Here is a 2577-nt window from a genome sequence, read left to right on the forward strand (position 1 = left end):
ACCATCAGCTTGATGTGCGCCGTGGGGCCGAGGGTCAGGAGATTGAAGCTGACCGCGACGAAGACGACGGCGGCGGCGCTCTTCAGCACCGGATGGCCGGCCTCGCGCAGCGTCGCGAAGAACACCGCGCAGCCCCAAGCCACCGAGAGGACATTGATGGCCTCGAGCGTGTGGTTCACGCCGAGCACGCCGCCGCTGGCGCGGTACAGCAGCATGGCCAGCGGCTGCATCCACAGGTGCCCCAGGTCCCAGAAGAAGCTGTTGGCACCCAGTTCGTGCCAGTAGCGGTCGACGTCATCGACCTTCAGCGCCGAGCACAGCCAGGCGTAGGCCAGCGCGACCGCCAGGCCGACGCCCAGCAGCTGTAGCGGGCGGGCGCGTTGCGCCGTGCCGCTCACTTCTGGCCCCAGTGGCCCGAAATGGCCTCCACATGGAAGCGCGGGCGCTGCTTGCTGGCCTCGTAGACCTTGGCGAGGTACTCGCCGATGACGCCCAGGCTGAGCAACTGGATGCCGCCGAGCAGATACATCGGGATTACCGTGGACGCCCAGCCGGGCAGGGCGACCTCGGTGAACAGCCTGATGAACAACGCCCAAAGACCGAAGGCTACGCTGACGAGTGACACCATGGCGCCCAGGCCCGTGATGGCCCGCAGTGGTGCGGCGGAGAACGATGTGACGCCCCGCCAGGCCAGGCTGAGCATCTTGGATAACGGGTATTTGGATTCGCCGGCAAAGCGCTCGGCGCGGTCGAAACTGACGACGCTGCTGGGGTAGCCGAGTTGGGGAATCATGCCGCGCAGGAAGAGGTGGGTTTCCTCATAGTTGCGCAGCGCCTCCAGCGGGCGGCGACCCATCAGCCGGTAGTCGGCGTGGTTGAAGACGACCTCGACGCCCATCATGGCCAGGACCTTGTAGTAGCCCTCCGCCGTGAAACGCTTGAAGAAGGTGTCGGTGTCGCGGCGGCGGCGCACGGCGTAGACCAGTTCGTCGCCATTGCGGAAGGCGCGGATCATGTCCGGGATGATGGACAGGTCGTCCTGCAGGTCGGCGTCAAGGCTGATCAGTGCGTCGCCGCTCACCGTCATCAGCCCGCACAGCAGCGCGTTCTGGTGGCCGCGGTTGCGGCTGAGCTTGATGCCACAGGCGTCATCGCGCTCGCGGCCCAGCGTCTCGATGAGGGCCCAGGTGCCGTCGCGGCTGCCGTCGTCGATGTAGTAGGCCGAGCTGGCCGCGGCGATCAGGCCTTCGGCTTTGAGCTCGTTCAGCAAAAGCCCCAAGCGGCTGGCCGTCTCGCGCAACACGGCCTCTTCGTTGTAGCAGGGCAGCACGAAGTTGACGACCGGCGCTTGGGCGCCGGCCCAGCTGGCACGGTGGAATTGGGCGGGGTCGATCAGTTCCATGGCGGGATGGCAGTCAAGGTTTGCGGAACACCCAGAGGCGGCTGAGCGTGAAATTGCTGGCCAGCACGCCGGCGGTGGCGATGAGCTGGCTCAAGACGGGGTGCAGGCCCAGCGACACGGCGACGCGCAGCAGGCCGGCATTCAGCGCGCAGCCCAGGGCCACCATGGCGATGAAGCGCAACTGCTGGGGGCGATTGCGCGCAGCGCTGCCCTGGGCGGCGAAGGTCAGGCGTGCATTGGCCCAGTAATTGAACGTCGCGCTGACCAGGAAACCCACGGTGGATGCCGGCACCAGCGGCAGCCAGCCCGCCAGCACGAGGCCGGCCGTCAGCACGTACTGCAGGCCCGTGGCGAGCACGCCGACGGACAGGAAGGAGAACAGCTGGGCGATCAAGATGGCCGGCGCTTTGGGAGCAGGGCGGTGGAGGGCGCCGAAGTATCGGCGTTGCCGGCAGGCCGCAGCCCCCGTTGCCCGCGGGTCAAGCATCCCCCGGACAGGGGGATAACCCGTGCCTGACATCACACCAGGGACAGCGAACGCCCGGCGCGGTCACCAAGCTCGGTAAGAATCCGCCTTTCCCCGTGCCTTGCCGTTTCGGCAGGCGCGGCTTTACCCAATGATTGGCTGAACCAGGTCCAACCCATGTGCGGCATCACCGGTCTGTTCGATACCCGCGGCCAGCGCCTCCCCGAGCGCGAGCGTCTGCACCGGATGAACGAGTCCCAGCATCACCGCGGGCCGGATGAAGGCGACCTGCACATCGAGCCCGGCGTGGGCTTCGGCCACCGGCGCCTGTCGGTCATCGACATCGCGACCGGCCAGCAGCCCATCTTCAACGACGACAAGACGGTGGCCCTGGTCTTCAACGGCGAGGTCTACAACTACCTGGAGTTGATGGACGAGCTGCGCGGCCACGGCTATGTGTTCCGTACCAAGAGCGACTCCGAAGCCATCGTGCGCGCCTGGGAGCACTGGGGCGAGGACTGCGTGCACCACCTGCGCGGCATGTTCGCCTTCATGATCCACGACCGAAAGCGCGACTGCCTCTTCATGGCCCGCGACCGCCTGGGCGTGAAGCCGCTGCACTACGCAATGACCGAGGACGGCTGGCTGCTGTTCGGCTCCGAGCTGAAGAGCCTGATGGCCCACGGCGGCCTGCGCCAGGAGATCGACC

General features: G+C 67.0%; 3 protein-coding genes and 1 pseudogene. 1 reads left to right on the plus strand and 3 read right to left on the minus strand.

Going from position 1 to position 2577, the window contains the following annotated elements; genetic code table 11:
• From AC1DU6_RS26930 to AC1DU6_RS26940, 3 genes are all read right to left on the minus strand, one after another.
• A partial coding sequence (locus AC1DU6_RS26930) for a hypothetical protein (protein WP_477860863.1) occupies window positions 1-398 on the minus strand: 398 nt, incomplete at its 3' end.
• Window positions 395-1402, minus strand: coding sequence for a glycosyltransferase family 2 protein (locus AC1DU6_RS26935; RefSeq protein ID WP_457355976.1), 1008 nt, complete (start codon window positions 1400-1402; stop codon window positions 395-397). The genes AC1DU6_RS26930 and AC1DU6_RS26935, both read right to left, overlap by 4 nt.
• 13 nt (window positions 1403-1415) lie before the next feature.
• A complete protein-coding gene (locus AC1DU6_RS26940) occupies window positions 1416-1796 on the minus strand; it encodes a GtrA family protein (protein WP_056195815.1) in 381 nt (126 codons plus the stop codon).
• Between the two features lie 249 nt (window positions 1797-2045).
• On the opposite strand from AC1DU6_RS26940, the pseudogene AC1DU6_RS26945 reads away from it, so the two are divergent.
• Window positions 2046-2577, plus strand: a pseudogene (locus AC1DU6_RS26945) (asparagine synthetase B); the annotation flags it as partial.

The sequence above is a fragment of the Roseateles sp. P5_B10 genome, assembly GCF_056400485.1.

Excerpts from the sequence above, each read along its gene's own strand:
- AC1DU6_RS26935 (WP_457355976.1), bottom strand. The coding sequence starts at position 1,402 with ATGGAACTGATCGACCCCGCCCAATTCCACCGTGCCAGCTGGGCCGGC.